Annotated in this window: 9 protein-coding genes and 4 pseudogenes; 8 read left to right on the top strand and 5 right to left on the bottom strand. The window is 70.4% G+C overall.

The window, feature by feature from the left end; all coding sequences use genetic code 11:
• The first annotated feature begins 59 nt into the window (after positions 1 to 59).
• The 4 genes from ACOOE8_RS02510 (at position 60) to ACOOE8_RS02495 (ending at position 5378) form a co-directional block, all read left to right on the top strand.
• On the top strand, positions 60 to 326 hold the full coding sequence (locus ACOOE8_RS02510; protein WP_420393305.1) for a DUF7218 family protein: 267 nt from the start codon (positions 60 to 62) through the stop codon (positions 324 to 326).
• 9 nt (positions 327 to 335) lie between these two features.
• A complete protein-coding gene (locus ACOOE8_RS02505; RefSeq protein ID WP_420393304.1) occupies positions 336 to 1313 on the top strand; it encodes a Ku protein in 978 nt (325 codons plus the stop codon).
• Entirely contained in the window at positions 1314 to 3836 is a 2523-nt protein-coding gene (ligD, locus tag ACOOE8_RS02500; protein WP_420393303.1) for a DNA ligase D, read from the top strand. It abuts the gene before it with no gap.
• A gap of 69 nt (positions 3837 to 3905) precedes the next feature.
• Entirely contained in the window at positions 3906 to 5378 is a 1473-nt protein-coding gene (locus tag ACOOE8_RS02495) for an alpha,alpha-trehalose-phosphate synthase (UDP-forming) (RefSeq protein ID WP_420393302.1), read from the top strand.
• 554 nt (positions 5379 to 5932) lie between these two features.
• Here ACOOE8_RS02495 and ACOOE8_RS02490 read toward each other — a convergent pair.
• The 3 genes and pseudogenes from ACOOE8_RS02490 to ACOOE8_RS02480 form a co-directional block, all read right to left on the bottom strand.
• Positions 5933 to 6596 (bottom strand): annotated as a pseudogene (locus ACOOE8_RS02490) (IS5 family transposase); the annotation flags it as partial.
• Between the two features lie 783 nt (positions 6597 to 7379).
• Positions 7380 to 8058, bottom strand: a pseudogene (locus ACOOE8_RS02485) (IS5 family transposase); the annotation flags it as partial.
• A 393-nt stretch (positions 8059 to 8451) separates the two neighbouring features.
• A complete protein-coding gene (locus ACOOE8_RS02480) occupies positions 8452 to 8802 on the bottom strand; it encodes a transposase (protein ID WP_420393301.1) in 351 nt (116 codons plus the stop codon).
• Between ACOOE8_RS02480 and ACOOE8_RS02475 the strand changes: the two are divergent.
• Positions 8739 to 8996: pseudogene (locus tag ACOOE8_RS02475) on the top strand (IS5/IS1182 family transposase); the annotation flags it as partial. The gene ACOOE8_RS02480 and the pseudogene ACOOE8_RS02475 sit on opposite strands and share 64 nt — an antisense overlap.
• Positions 8997 to 9382: 386 nt before the next feature.
• Here ACOOE8_RS02475 and ACOOE8_RS02470 read toward each other — a convergent pair.
• Together ACOOE8_RS02470 and ACOOE8_RS02465 are read right to left on the bottom strand one after the other, a co-directional pair.
• Entirely contained in the window at positions 9383 to 9952 is a 570-nt protein-coding gene (locus ACOOE8_RS02470) for a calcium-binding protein (protein WP_420393300.1), read from the bottom strand.
• Between the two features lie 158 nt (positions 9953 to 10110).
• Entirely contained in the window at positions 10111 to 10347 is a 237-nt protein-coding gene (locus tag ACOOE8_RS02465; protein ID WP_420393299.1) for a hypothetical protein, read from the bottom strand.
• Between the two features lie 448 nt (positions 10348 to 10795).
• Here ACOOE8_RS02465 and secG point away from each other — a divergent pair, with 448 nt between their 5' ends.
• The 3 genes and pseudogenes from secG to ACOOE8_RS02450 form a co-directional block, all read left to right on the top strand.
• Positions 10796 to 11251, top strand: coding sequence for a preprotein translocase subunit SecG (gene secG, locus ACOOE8_RS02460; protein ID WP_420393298.1), 456 nt, complete (start codon positions 10796 to 10798; stop codon positions 11249 to 11251).
• Between the two features lie 199 nt (positions 11252 to 11450).
• Entirely contained in the window at positions 11451 to 13076 is a 1626-nt protein-coding gene (locus tag ACOOE8_RS02455; protein ID WP_420393297.1) for a CTP synthase, read from the top strand.
• Positions 13077 to 13361: 285 nt separating this feature from the next.
• Positions 13362 to 13470: pseudogene (locus ACOOE8_RS02450) on the top strand (IS5/IS1182 family transposase); the annotation flags it as partial.
• Between the last annotated feature and the right edge of the window lie 671 nt (positions 13471 to 14141).

Genomic DNA, 14141 nt, shown 5'->3' with positions numbered 1-14141 from the left:
GTGATTCGTTCCGCAGAACACGTGCGGAGCGTCTGCGTTCCGAGCGATGGAGCGATGCGATGGCAAAGCGCAAGGATCCCGGTCCTTCCGTGCTCGACCACGAGACCTACGAGGCGCTGCGTGACAAGGGCGAGAGCAAGGAGAAGTCCGCTCGGATCGCCAACGCGAAGGCGACCGGAGGGCAGCCCTCGAAGAAGGGCGGTAAGGCGCCGGCCTACGACGAGTGGAGCCGCGACGACCTCTACAAGCGGGCCCGCGAGATCGGCATCGACGGACGCTCGAAGATGTCGAAGGACAACCTCATCCACGCGCTGCGCAACCACTGATCGGACGCCATGGCTCCTCGCGCCTACTGGAAGGGGCACATCCGCCTCGCGCTCGTCTCCTTCCCCGTGCGGCTCTACGCGGCGGTGACGTCCACGGAGCGCATTGCGTTGCATCGCATCCACAAAGAGACGCACGAGCGCGTCAGGATGCAGAACGTTGTGCCGGACGAGGGGCCGGTCGAGCGCGACGAGATCGTCATGGGCTACGAGTACGAGCGCGACAAGTACCTGCCAGTGAGCGAGGATGAGCTCGACGCGCTCCAGGTCGAATCCAAGCACACCATAGACCTGTCGCGCTTCGTGGACCTTGCGCAGATCGATCCGATCTACTTCGACAAGCCCTACTTCGTGGCGCCTGACGGTGACATCGCCACCGAGGCGTTCGTCACCATCCGCGACGCGCTGCGGGCGGCGAAGAAGGTGGCGCTCGGCCAGATCGTCCTGTCAAAGCGCGAGCGGATCGTCGCCATCCAACCGTGCGGCAAGGGCCTCCTCTTGGAGACGCTGCGCTTCGCCGACGAGGTACGCGAGACCGATGCCTACTTCGACGACATCGGCGATGTGTCGGTGTCGAGCGACCAGGTCGACATGGCCGAGGCGCTCATCAAGGCGCGGGCCGGCGACTTCGCGCCCGAGACGTTCGTCGATCACTACCAGGCAGAGCTGCGCGCCCTCATCCAGAAGAAGCTGAAGGGCAAACCTCCGGCGCCGTCACGGACCGGGGACTCGCGCCCCTCCAACGTCATCAACCTGATGGACGCCCTCAAGGCGAGTCTGGGCGGGGACGGCGACGAGGCTCCGAAGACGGAGGCGAAGGCCAAGACGAAGTCGGGCGGCGCCGCGTCCGGTCGAACGAAGGCGTCCGCCGCGAAGGACGCGAAGGAGAAGCCCAACGCGGCCCCCGCGAAGGCGGCCCGAGCGAAATCGTCCGGCCCAGGGCGGGCGAAGGCCTCCTCGGGAGGCACGCGGCAGAAGAAAAGCGCGTGAGTGGCCGACAAGCTGGAACGTTACCGCGCGAAGCGCGACTTTAAGCTCACGCCGGAGCCGCCGCCCGGCGAGGCCGCACCCTCCAAGGGCGTTCTCGCCTACGTCATCCAGAAGCATGATGCCACCCGCCTGCACTACGACTTGCGCCTGGAGGCGGACGGCGTCCTGAAGTCGTGGGCGGTGACGCGCGGCCCCAGCCTCGACCCCTCCGACAAGCGCCTCGCGGTCGAGACCGAGGACCATCCCCTCGACTACGGCGCCTTCGAGGGGACGATCCCCAAGGGCGAGTACGGCGGCGGCACGGTGATGCTGTGGGACCGCGGCACCTGGGCCATGGCGGACGGCAAGAGCGCAGAGGAGGGGTTCGCCAAGGGCTCGCTCAGCTTCGACCTGTTCGGGGAGCGGCTGACCGGCCGCTGGCACCTTCAGCGGTTGAAGCCGCAGAAGAACCGGCCGCCGAACTGGCTGCTCATCAAGTCGCGGGACGAGGCTGCGGACGAGGATGGCCGTCCGGTGACCGAGCGCCACACGAAGAGCGTCGCCACCGGGCGCACGATGGCCGCCATCGCCAAGGGTGAGGCCGTCTGGCACTCGGGCCGCCCCGCGGACGACCAGCCGGAGGCCGGGCTCGACCGGTCGGCGGTCCGCCAGCGCGGCTCCGTTCCAGCGTTCGTCGCCCCCGCGCTGTGCAGCAGCCGGACCGCACCGCCGCGCGGCGAGGGCTGGCTCGCCGAGGTGAAGTACGACGGGTACCGCGCGCTCCTGCGCGCCGCGGACGGCGCCGCCACCATCGTCACGCGCAGCGAGAAGGACTGGACGCACCGCTTCCCCGCCATTGCCGAGGCGGCAGGCACCTGGCGCGATCGCGGCGTCATGCTGGACGGCGAGGTCGTGGTGTTCGACGCGGAGGGCCGCACCCGATTCGACGCGCTGCAGAAGGCGTTCCGCGCTGCCGGCGCGGTGCGTGCGACCTACGTCGCCTTCGACCTCCTGTTCGACGAGGGGGAGGACCTGCGCAAGCACCCCATCGAGACGAGGAAGGAGCGGCTGGCGGCGCTCGTCCAGACGCACCCCGGAGGAACGATCACCTACGGCGACCACGTCGGCGCCGGCAAGCAACAGGCGCTCTACGAGCGTGCGGTGGCGCTTGGGCTCGAAGGCATCGTCGCCAAGCGGGCCGGTAGTCCGTACCGCTCGGGACGGCAGGACGCGTGGGTGAAGGTGCGGGCGGTCCGTACGGCCCGCTTCGTGGTGGGTGGGTACACCGAGGGCGGCTCGGGCGGCCTCGGCGCGCTGGTGCTCGGCGCCCACGACGGCGATGGCAGGCTCGTGCCGGTGGGCCGCGTCGGCACCGGCTGGTCGGGGCCGGAGGCCAACCGTCTCCTCGGGCTCCTCACGCCGCTGCGCTGCAAGTCGCGCCCGTTCGCCCGCAAGGTGGAGGGTCGGGAGGTGCGCTTCGTGGAGCCCGCCCTCGTCGTCGACGTCGCCTACCTCGCGATGACGGACGACGGCCAGCTGCGCCACGGCGTCTACAAGGGGGTCGCGGAGGCCGACGCCGGCGCGATCCTCCTGCCGTCGGATCATCCGAGCACCGCGGTCGACCGCTCGCCCGCGGGCGGGATGAGCCCCGGCGGCCCGGCCCGCACGGAGGCTGTCATGGACCAAGATCCGCTCTACGGCGTCTCGCTATCCAACCCCGACCGCGTGCTGTTCCCCGAGCAGAACGTGACCAAGGTGATGCTCGCGCAGCACTACGCGCGGCACATGGACCGCATGCTGCCGCACATCGCGGGTCGGCCCTTGACCCTGGTGCGCTGTCCCCAGGGCCGCGCCAAGGCGTGCTTCTACCAGCGGCATCCCGAAAGCCTGCCAGCCGCGCTGGCGCGCGACATCGGCGAGGAGGACGGCGCGGCGATCGTGGTCCACGAGCCGGGCCACGTCATCGAGCTCGTGCAGAAGGGCGTGCTGGAGATCCACCTGCGCGGGTCGCGTGCAGACCGTCCGGACCGCCCGGACCGCCTGGTGTTCGACCTCGATCCGGGCGAGGGCGTGGACTTCGAGGGCGTGAAGGACGCGGCCGTCACGCTGCGTGACCGGCTGGAGGCGCTCGACCTCGCGTCGTTCGTGAAGACGACCGGCGGCAAGGGCTTGCACGTCGTCGTCCCCATCGAGCGACGCCTGCCATGGGACGAGGCCAAGGCGTGGACGAGGGCCTTCGCGGAAAGCCTCGCCAAAGCCGAGCCTGATAGGTTCCTCATCGTCATGGCAAAGGCGAAGCGGCGCGGTCGCATCTTCATCGACTACCTGCGCAACGACACCAAGTCGTCCGCGGTCGCACCCTACTCCACGCGGGCCCGCGTCGGGGCCCCGTTCGCCTTCCCCCTCTCGTGGGAGGCGCTCGCGGCGTTGGCGGAGCCCGCGCCGCTCCACGTCGGGGAAGCGGCGGAGGGAGACCCGTGGAGCGGGCTGGCGGAGGTGCGTCAGCGGCTGACCGCGTCCCACCTGCGCGCCTACGGCCGCTGAACGAGGCAACCAACCGAGGGTTCGGTGCGTTGTCCCCTCCCGGAAAGCAATCCGGTGAACAATGAATGAATGAAGAGCGAGGAGACGCCGATGCTGCCCCAGGATGGCGCGTCCCAGGCACTGCCCGCCCCCGCGCGCATGACGACCGCCCCGTCGACCGAGCTCGACGGTCGTCTCATCGCGGTCTCGAACCGCGTGTCGCGTCCGGCCAAGGGAGCCGCGCCTGGCGGACTCGCGCTCGCGCTCTCCGAGGCTCTGCAGTCCCGCGGTGGCACGTGGGTCGGCTGGTCCGGCGCCACCACGCATGCCGATGATGACGGTGAGCTCGACCTCACCACCGTCGATGACGTCACCTATGCGGTGATGGACATCGAGGCGAAGGCGTTCGCCGGGTTCTACGAAGGCTACGCCAACGGCGTGCTCTGGCCGGTGTTTCACGGCCGTCCAGACCTTTCCGACCACGACGGGTCCGCCTACGCCGCCTACCGTGAGGTCAACCGAAGGTTCGGCGCCGCCGTCGCGCGGGTCGCCGCGGTCGACGACGTCGTTTGGGTGCACGACTACCACTTCCTGCCGCTCGCCGAGGAGCTTCGCCGCATCGGCCTCACCAACAGCGTCGGCCTGTTCCTGCACATCCCGTTCCCCCACGAGCAGCTCTTCCGCGCCGTCCCCGAGGCGGTCGAACTCGCCCGCGCGCTGACGCACTACGATACGATCGCCGTGCAGACGCGCCGCGACGCCACGAACCTTGCCGAGGCGCTCGCTGCGCTGTCGGAGGGGGTTGTCCGCGAGACAGGGGATGGCATGGTCGCAACGGCCTGGGGGCGCACCGTCCTGGTGACGGCCGCCCCCATAGGCATCGACGTCGCCGGGCTGCGCGGCCAGCTGCGCGCGCCCGCCCCGGCCGAGGTGGCGCGTTACCTCTCCGGGCTGGACGGTCGCGCCTCGCTCATCGGCATCGACCGGCTGGACTACTCGAAGGGCATCCCGCAGCGGCTGGAGGCGTACTACCGCTACCTCGGTGCCGACCCGGAGCGCGCCTCGCGCACGGTGTTCACCCAGATCGCCCCGATCTCGCGCGGCGCCGTCCGGGCCTACGCCGAGACGCGGCGCGAGGTCGAGCTCATCGCCGGGCGCATCGCTGGGCAGTTCGCGACCCTCGACGGCAGCCCGCTGCGCCTGCTCACCCGAGCCTACGAGCGTCGTGCCGTCGCCCACCTCATGGCCTCGGCGGACGTCGGACTGGTCACACCGCTCGCCGACGGCATGAACCTCGTGGCCAAGGAGTTCGTGGCGGTGCAGGATGCCGCAGATCCGGGGGTGCTCGTGCTTTCGGAGTTCGCCGGAGCGGCGGAGGCGATGACCGAGGCGGTCCTCGTCAACCCGCACGACGTGGACGGCATGGCCGAGGCCATCGACCGCGCGCTCACGATGCCCCTCGCCGAGCGCCGCGAGCGGCACGCGAGCCTGATGGACGTGGTCTACGACACCGCGATTACGCGTTGGACGGACCGCTGCATCGCGTCCCTCGCCGCAGCCTGAGGAGCGATCGGACCTCGCGGCGGCGAGGCTGCGAGGGCCGAGGCCGACGCGTCGACCGTGCGCGCGGCCTCGTCGGAGGCTCTGCGGGAAATGCGGGCTGGTCGCACGGAGCGCTCGTCGGGGCGACCTCGGAGCAGCTGCGCCGTCGTCCGACCCGGCAAACGTCGCCCGGCCGGCGCGGCGCTCGCGGGTCGCCGCAACTCCACGAAGTGCCCACGCCCGCGGTCGAATGCCGCGGCGCGACCTCGAGGCGTTTCAGCCCACGGCGCAATCGCTAGCCCCTCAGCGGCCCCAGCCACCAGCGAACCCATCCGCGCCACCGGGGCGGATGGGCAAACGCCCCCTCGCACGTCGCGTTGGAGCCTCCGCCATCGTCTGGTCCGCCGGCCGCGTACGGTGGCTGCACGGCGCCGGAAGGTCGTCGCTCATGGCCGCATCACTCCACCACGAACCCCTCATGACCATGCCTGTCGCGTTCGGCTGGCTCGTTACCGTCTGTTGCCATCGCCGCGTATGATCGTCGGGGCGGCGTTCAAGTCCTCGATCATGATGACCTAGCGGTGGACCCATTTGCCGCTGAGCCAGACGCGGATGGCGGCCAGCTTCAGCGCGGCGAGGAAGTTGTCGGGCCGGCGGTCGTAGCGAGTGGCGATGCCGCGGAAGTGCTCGATGCGGTTGAAGAAGCGCTCGATGAGGTTTTGCTGCCCATAGACGAAGCCGCTGAACGGGAACGCCCGTTTGCGGATGAAGCGCGGCGGCGCGTTCGCCCATGCGCCGCAGGCTGCGGTGGTCGAAGATCGCATCGGTGTCGTAGGCGCGGTCGGCAACCAGGACGGAGCCTTTGCCGAGATCGCCAATCAGTTCGCGAGCGGCCGGCGCATCGCCGGCCTGACCGGGCGTGAGCGCAAGGCGGACGGGCCGGCCCCCGGCATCGACGAGGGCGTGGATCTTGGTCGTCACGCCGCCGCGGGAGCGGCCCATGCCGCCATGGTCCTCGCCCCCCCTTTTGCCCGTCGCGCCGTGCTGGTGCACGCGCACGCCAGAGGGGTCGATCATCACGATGCCGCCGTCGTAAGCCTCGGAGACGGCGTCAAGGATGCGGTTCCAGATCCCGGCCGCCCGCCACCGGACGAAGCGGTTGTAGAGCGTCGTCCGCCGAGCGGGCAACACCGAACAGCGTGGAGGCCCGCCGCTGCGACAGACAGCGACCCACGCCGAACAAAACCTGGGCACGGCGGTCCGGCACGCTCACCATTGTACAGCGGCCTCCATCATCACCCCGATCGTGAGGTCACGCTCGACCGCTAGGCCCTGTTCCCAATGACCGGAAGCCTACAAAACCCGACGGATCTGCCCGATGGGGATGCGGCAGGCGAGGTCGTGGCCGAACGAGCGGCGGAGGCGCAGTGGGCGCTGATCGAGCCGCTTCTCCCCACCGACGTGCCGGCTTGCACCGGGTGGACGACCGCACAGGGCTGTCGGGGATCGTCCGGCGGCTGCAGACCGGGGCGCCGTGGGCCGACGGCGCGGAACGCCTCGGCCCTCCCATGACCTGCGACGCGCCTCGTGCGGTGGCGCAAATGCTTCGCCGAACTTACCGAGCCGCACGGGGACCTTAAGTTCGTCGACGGCTCGTCGGTGCGCGTCCATCAGCATGGCGCCGACGGCAAGAGGGGGTCGGCCCGCCGCGCGATGGGACGCTCGCGCGGCGGGCCGACCCCCAAGATCCAGCCCCTCGCCGACGCCGAAGGCCGTCCTGTCGCGCTGGCGCTGACGCAAGGACAGGCGCACGACGGACGCTCGGCGGTCGATCTCGTTGCAGACGTCGGGCCCGATCATCCTCATCGCCGACCGCGCCGATGACCCCGACGCCCTGCGCGAGGCGATCGCCGGCCGTGGCGGATGGGCCGTGCGGCCGATGTCGAACCTGAAGCGTCGCCGGCCTTCGGCGCCTTCTGCCACCGCCCTCGCAACCTGGTCGAGCGCTGCCGGGACGTGGCCTCATTCACCGCTGAGCCAGACGCGGATGGCGGCCAGCTTCAGCGCGGCGAGGAAGTTGTCGGGCCGGCGGTCGTAGCGAGTGGCGATGCCGCGGAAGTGCTCGATGCGGTTGAAGAAGCGCTCGATGAGGTTTTGCTGCCCATAGACGAAGCCGCTGAACGGGAACGCCCGTTTGCGGATGAAGCGCGGCGGCGCGTTCGCCCATGCGCCGCAGGCCGCGGCGTTGTCGCGGATCGCATCGGTGTCGTAGGCGCGGTCGGCAACCAGGACGGAGCCTTTGCCGAGATCGCCAATCGTTCGCGAGCGGCCGGCGCATCGCCGGCCTGACCGGGCGTGAGTGCAAGGCGGACGGGCCGGCCCCCGGCATCGACGAGGGCGTGGATCTCGGTCGTCACGCCGCCGCGGGAGCGGCCCATGCCGCCATGGTCCTCGCCCCCCTATTGCCCGTCGCGCCGTGCTGGTGCACGCGCACGCCAGAGGGGTCGATCATCACGATGTCGCCGTCGTAAGCCTCGGAGACGGCGTCAAGGATGCGGTTCCAGATCCCGGCCGCCCGCCACCGGACGAAGCGGTTGTAGAGCGTCGTCCGCGGCCCGTATCGCTCCGGCACGCCGCGCCAGGGCGTCCCGGCCCGGAACCGCCACAGGATGGCGTTGATCAGCCGCCGGTCGTTGCGCCGCGCGTGAAGGGTCTCGTCGAATAGTGACAGTTTGCGGGTCGGATTTTGTGGGATGACCGGCAAGGTTCCACGTTCGATCACGGTTCGACGCAGCCCATGGGCGGCTTGGGCCGTGTCGGCCCGGCACATGCGTCCGGGCTGCTCCGCGCCAGGCCGCGGGAGCGCAACGCGGACGTCGCCGAACTGGTCCGGGGATGAGCTGGAAGGCGATCGGCCAGCCGCGCTCGTCCGTCGGTACGTGGATCTTGGGGCGGCGACCGCCGCGTGAGCGGGCGATATCCTGGCCACGCGCGCCACTTCTCCGCGGGCGGACGAACGGTGTGCCTTCGCGCTGGTGGGATCGATGCAGTGCGGGTCGCCGGGACCGACCTCGCGCAGCGTCCAAGGGGGCCGCTAGGACCGCCGTTGCGACCAGCGGTGCCGACGGTTGTTGACCGTCGTGCACGGGCCGTGGACCGCCGGCAGGTCTTTCCAGCGGCAGCCACTCTTCAGCACGTGGATGATCCCTGAGATCACGGGCCGGTCGTGCACGCGCCGCGCACCTGGCGGGTTGGTCGGCGAGTGCGGCTCGATCGCCGCCCACGGGCGATCGCTCGCCCAGAACTCATTCGCCAGAACGCTTCCCCAACACGTCGCGCCGACGCGGGATGATGCGACAAGGCCCGTAAGGCCTTTGTGGGGGCGACGACGCAAAGGCCATCCGCCGAGCGGTCGGCGCTTGGGCGCCGTGCTCCAACATCCCACCGAGGTCCAACCGGTGCTGGACGAGCTGCTTCTCGTCCCCTTCCCCGACCGCGACCGCGACGCCATCGAAGGTATGTTCGCCGTCTGAAGAACCTCCATCGCATCGCCACACGCTACGACAGGCGTGCGCGAACGTTCTCGCCGCCGTCTGCCTCGCCGCGACTGTACCCCCTGGATGTGAGGCCCGAGCCTGAGGCGGGCTGCCGACCGTTGACTGGGGATGTGGGCCCACTCACCACGATGCGTTCGGCGCGATACGCGGGCGGACGGCTGAGGCGACAACCACTGCCCCACCAAGCAACGGAGCAGGCTGTGGCCAACGGTCCCACGCGATGGCGACCGGCGGTCCGCCGCGGCCACGGCAACGCCAATCTTCGACCATCGACCAAGGGACGCGGGAACCTTCAGGACGGCGCGGGAACCTATGCGTGTTCCCTGCGATCGCGACCACGATGGGATCGGCGACACCTAGTTCGAACTTCGCGCCGGCGATCGCGACCGCGATGGGACCGGCGACCCTTGGTTCGCCGCTCGACCAGCGACCGGCAGCGTGTACATCGACCTGCCTCGGAGGATGGCGTCATGCGACGACCCTGTCGGTGGCGATGGAAAGGTGCGCAGCGTCGATGAGCGTCAAAGTGCCGCGTGCGATGGCCAACACGAGGTCTTCGCCGGACCGTGTCGACGGCTCCGCCGCCTCCGCGGCGCTGAGGTCGAGGGCCGCGACTTCGATCCCGTCGCCTTCAGACGGATCGAAGTCGATGATGACGTTGTCGCGCCGTCCATCGGCATGGAAGCTGTCGGCCCCGCCGCCACCGCGCCGCGTATCGCGGCCCTGGCCACCGTCGAGGCGGTCGTCGCCCGCACCGCCAACCAGCGCATCGGCTCCGACACCGCCGCTGAGTAGGTCGGCCCCATCGCCACCGTCGAGCGCGGCGCGTCCCCATCGGCCAAACAGCAGGTCGTCGCCCCTGCCGCCTGCGAGCGCGTCGCTCCCGTGGCCTCCGGCGAGCGCATCGTCGCCATCGCCGCCGGACAGAGGGTCGCGTCCGCAGCCGCCCGACAGGACGTCCTCGGCCTCCCGCCCCATGAGGAGGTCGCCCCCGCGACCCCCCTCGAGGACGCCGCGGTCGTCGATGCCGATCAGCATGTCGTCGCCGGGCGTGCCGACGGCGAACAGCGTGCCGGCGGCTTGGTCGAAGGCGATGCGGACGCCGTCGATGGCGTCCGGCGGGCCCTAAAGGTGCCGCAGCGCCGCGACGTCGAGGTGCTGGAACCCGCTCCTTGCGCGGCCCACCTCGTTGTAGCTCATTGCTGTGTGCGTGGTGTTGTCGAGCTTTCGGCCTCGCCCCGGTCGATGACGTCTTCGGCATCGTCGCCGGCGAGCGCTGGCGGTTTAACGGGATGACGGACCGCGGCAGTGGTGTACCGCACCTTGATCATCGCGTCGGCGTCCGCGGGCACCTCGATGAGCTGCACGCCGGCGACACGCTGGAGCTCGGCCGCGACCCGTCGGGTGGCCGCCATCAGCTCGGCGTCCGCCACGGCTTCATTGCGGGGCCGCTCACCGTGGTCGCGAAGGCGTGGGTCGCGACGACGGGCGTGGCAGTGGCTGGTCATGGGCGCACTACCCCTAAACGCGCGCCTCGCGGCAGAACCTCGAAGGCGACATCAACCTCGCGCGCCGGAGCGAGGCGCGGCGGGACCATGGGACGGGAGGGCTCGGCCGCGTCCTGCGCGGGATGATCGGCGACGCGGACTGCCTCGGGAGCCGCCCGCCGGCATGCCTGGCGCCGTGCCCGCCGGTGGCCGCGCAGGCAGGGCAATCGCATCGCACGCCCATGGCGACGTCGTCAGTCGGGTTCAGGGCCGGCGCGATCCGTCACCAGAGCCGGCCAGCGAGGGGTCTGGATCGCAACGGACGGGGTACGGACGGTGACAAGGCGGCGTGCGGTGGCTACATGCAGCGCCGTACCCGTGCGAAGGTCGGCCGATGCAAACCGTCATCATCGTCATCCACCTGATGATCGTGATCGCCATGATTGCGGTCATCCTGCTCCAGCGCTCGGAGGGCGGCGCCCTCGGCATCGGCGGCGGCGGCGGCGGCGCGATGTTCTCGGCACGGGGCAGCGCGAACCTCCTCACGCGCACCACGACGATCCTCGCAGTGGTGTTCTTCGTCACCTCGCTTGCGCTGGGCTTGCTCGCGAGGTCCCAGTCCGACGCTCCGTCGATCCTTAGTGATGGCGAGGGAGTGCCCCCCGGCGCCACCGTCCCGCTCGGCGACGCCGCGACCCGAGGCACCGGCGAGGGCCTGCTCGAGGAGCTCCAGCAGTCGCCGTCCACGCCGGGCGAGCCGCTGCCGGCGCCGCCGACGGATGCCGGCGCGCCGGATCCCGGCGCGGTGCCCGTCACGCCCGGCGGACCAGAGGTGCCCTCCGGCCAGTGACGCCGTGCTGTTGATGGTCGCACCGCTCGCCGGTCGGCTTCGTGACACGTGGATGCGGCGGCGCTAAGTCGGTCCAGCCCGCGAGGAACCCTATGGATCGGCAGCAACGCGGCGGCATGCGCGCCGACGCCACCGGACGCGCCGACGGCGCCCGGCGAAGGACCTGCACGACGGGACCGCGCCACAGTCGCACCGTCGCGTGACGCGCTACATCTTCATCACCGGCGGGGTCGTCTCATCGCTCGGCAAGGGGCTCGCCTCGGCCGCCCTTGGTGCGCTCCTCCAGGCCCGAGGCTACCGCGTGCGCCTCAGGAAGCTCGACCCCTACCTCAACGTCGACCCCGGCACGATGAGCCCCTACCAGCACGGCGAGGTGTTCGTCACCGACGACGGCGCGGAGGCCGACCTCGACCTCGGGCACTACGAGCGCTTCACGGGGCGCGCCGCAAGCCGCGCGGACAACATCACCACCGGGCGCATCTACCAGGACATCATCGCCAAGGAGCGACGCGGCGACTACCTCGGCGGCACCGTCCAGGTCATCCCCCACGTCACCGATGCCATCAAGGCGTTCGTGCTGGAGGGCAACGAGGACGAGGACTTCGTGCTCGTCGAGATCGGCGGCACGGTGGGCGACATCGAGGGACTGCCCTTCTTCGAGGCGATCCGCCAGCTCTCCGTCGAGCTGCCGCGCGGTCAGACGCTGTTCGTCCACCTCACCTTGATGCCGTTCATCGCGTCGGCGGGCGAGCTTAAGACCAAGCCGACGCAGCACTCCGTGAAGGAGCTGCGCTCCATCGGCATCCAGCCGGACATCCTGCTCGTGCGCTGCGATCGGCCGATCCCTGCCGGGGAGCGACGCAAGCTCGCGCTGTTCTCCTCCATGCGTGAGACGTCGGTGATCCCCGCCCTCGACGTCCCGTCGATCTACGACGTGCCGCTGCGCTACCACGAGGAGGGCCTCGACGAGGAGGTGCTCGACGTCTTCGGCCTCGCTGCGCCTTCCCCCGCGCTCACCGGGTGGGCCGAGGTCTCCCGCCGGGTGCGGAACCCGGAGGGCGAGGTGACGATCGCCGTCATCGGCAAGTACACGGAGCTGAAGGACGCCTACAAGTCGCTCATCGAGGCGCTGACCCACGGCGGCATCGCCAACAACGTGCGCGTCCACCTCGATTGGATCGAGGCGGAGGTGTTCGAGACCCAGACGCCGGCCGTCCACCTCGAGGCGGTGCACGGCATCCTGGTGCCCGGCGGGTTCGGCGAGCGCGGCTCGGAGGGCAAGATCGCAGCCGCGGGCTTCGCGCGGCGGCACCAGGTGCCCTACTTCGGCATCTGCTTCGGCATGCAGATGGCCGTCATCGAGGCGGCGCGGCACCTGGCGGCCCTGCCGGGCGCCGGCTCCACCGAGTTCGGGCCGACGCAGGAGCCGGTGGTGGGGCTGTTGACGGAGTGGCTACGGGGCAACCTCCTCGAGCGACGGATGGCGGACGGGGACCTCGGCGGGACGATGCGACTGGGAGCCTACCCCGCGCAGCTGGCCTCGGGCTCGCGCATCGCGTCGATCTACGGGGGGTGCCGCATCGAGGAGCGACACCGCCACCGCTACGAGGTGAACATGGCCTACCGCGAGCGCCTGGAGGCGGCGGGGCTCATGTTCTCCGGCACCTCCCCCGACGGCGTGCTGCCGGAGACCGTGGAGCTCAAGGATCACCCCTGGTACATCGGCGTCCAGTTCCACCCCGAGCTGAAGTCGCGCCCGTTCGAGCCCCACCCGCTGTTCGCGAGCTTCGTCGCCGCCGCGGTGACGCAGTCGCGCCTGGTCTGAGCCGACCTCAACCGGTGTGGGTTGTACGACCGGGTTCGTCGACGACCGCCGGGTCATCGCCGTCCTGACGTCGGACTGCTGGTGGAACGATGCGCGTCAAGCCGACGGCCCGCACGAGACGCTCTGCAACCGCGTCGTCCGTTGGGCGGCGAAGGCTTGGGGGTCGATGTCGTCCGCGCTCGGGCCGCAGCTGGCGGACCGCCCTCGGTGATCCTGACCCACTCGTCGGTCGTGAAAGGGGCAGCGCTGCGCCGCCGGCGGCACAGGGGGGGAGCGGGGCCGGCGATCGGCCGGTCGCGCGGCGGGCGCCCGACCAGGATCCACGCCCTCACCGATGGCCTCGGTAGGCCGGTCGCGCTCCACCCGACCGGCGGGCAAGCGGCCGACTGCGGGCAGCCGAAGGGCGCCTGCCGGGTCGTCCACGTCGACACGGCATGCGACGTCGGTGCGATCCGCCGGGCTGTCGAGGCCCGCATCGCGCTGGCGAACATCCCGCCGACGTCCAAGGGGCGCTGGAAGGGCTAATTCCTACCCTTCCTCTCCCGCGACTTGAACGCCATCGAGCCCATGTTCGGCCGCCTCGGGGATGTCCCCCGTGTCACGCCCCGCTATGACCGGCGGCGGCCGACGTCCTTGCCGCCGTCGGTCTCGCCGCAACCGTCAGCTCCTGGACATCAGTCCCAGCCCTAAGCTGCGGCGCATCGTGACCGTCACCCCTTCCCCAAACATCGTTCGCGAAGCTGATCGATGTCCGGAGGCCCATGTCGCTCCATTGATCTTGGATACGCCCCTGGCTTGACGAGCGATCTTTCCCATTGCGGCCGCGACCCGCCAATGATGCTCTCACTGCAATCGCCAACCACTGCAACATTGGACAGGTGTCCATACCGGTGCGTCGCGGAATCGCCTACCACAAGTAGGCGTACACCGCCCGTCAACCTGCTGAGGCAGGCGTCGTGGTTCCACGGCAAAGGGGCGGATGCAAGGTGGGCTGCTGCCATCGCCGTTTCGATCCCTGCTACCCCACAATGATCCGCACCGCTCACGGGTTCGGCACAGTCTCGG

It is taken from the genome of Acuticoccus sp. (assembly GCF_965213555.1).
Classification (GTDB): Bacteria; Pseudomonadota; Alphaproteobacteria; order Rhizobiales; family Amorphaceae; genus Acuticoccus.
This window is presented reverse-complemented; position numbering and strand designations above follow the sequence as displayed.

What these genes read in the sequence shown, in the direction of transcription:
- ACOOE8_RS02510 (WP_420393305.1), top strand. Translation starts at nt 60, where the DNA reads ATGGCAAAGCGCAAGGATCCCGGTCCTTCCGTGCTCGACCACGAGACC.
- ACOOE8_RS02470 (WP_420393300.1), bottom strand. Translation starts at nt 9,952, where the DNA reads ATGCTGATCGGCATCGACGACCGCGGCGTCCTCGAGGGGGGTCGCGGG.
- secG (WP_420393298.1), top strand. Translation starts at nt 10,796, where the DNA reads ATGCAAACCGTCATCATCGTCATCCACCTGATGATCGTGATCGCCATG.
- ACOOE8_RS02495 (WP_420393302.1), top strand. Translation starts at nt 3,906, where the DNA reads ATGAAGAGCGAGGAGACGCCGATGCTGCCCCAGGATGGCGCGTCCCAG.
- ACOOE8_RS02505 (WP_420393304.1), top strand. Translation starts at nt 336, where the DNA reads ATGGCTCCTCGCGCCTACTGGAAGGGGCACATCCGCCTCGCGCTCGTC.